At 60.0% G+C, this 325-nt stretch carries 1 protein-coding gene; it reads left to right on the top strand.

The window, feature by feature from the left end; genetic code table 11:
- Nucleotides 1-211: hypothetical protein (locus tag PUR61_RS45505; RefSeq protein ID WP_329881734.1), on the top strand; the 211-nt coding region annotated here is incomplete at its 5' end.
- Nucleotides 212-325 lie beyond the last annotated feature (114 nt).

The following is a 325-nucleotide window of genomic DNA, read 5'->3' as shown; positions in this document are numbered from 1 at the left end:
GTGGTGGGGGGGGGTTTGTTTGTTGTTGGGGGGGTGTGTGTTTTTTGGGTTTTTGGGGTGGGTGTGTGGTGGGTGTTTGTTTTTTTTTTTGGGGTTGTCGGTTGTGGGGGGGGGGGGGGGGGTGGGGGGGGGGGGTTGTTTTTTGGGTTGTGTTGGGGGGTTGTGTGGGTTGGTTTGTTTTGTGTTGTTGCGGGCGTGGTTTGTTCGGTAGTGTTTGCAAATTCTCGTGGCGGGTGGGGGGGGGTTTGTGGGGGGGGGGTTGTGGGGGGTGGGGGGCGCGTGTTTGTTGTTTTTTCTGGTGTTGTGGGGGGGGGGCTCCCCCCCC

Origin of the sequence: Streptomyces sp. BE20 (assembly GCF_036322525.1) — a bacterium.
Classification (GTDB): domain Bacteria; phylum Actinomycetota; class Actinomycetes; order Streptomycetales; family Streptomycetaceae; genus Kitasatospora.
This window is presented reverse-complemented; position numbering and strand designations above follow the sequence as displayed.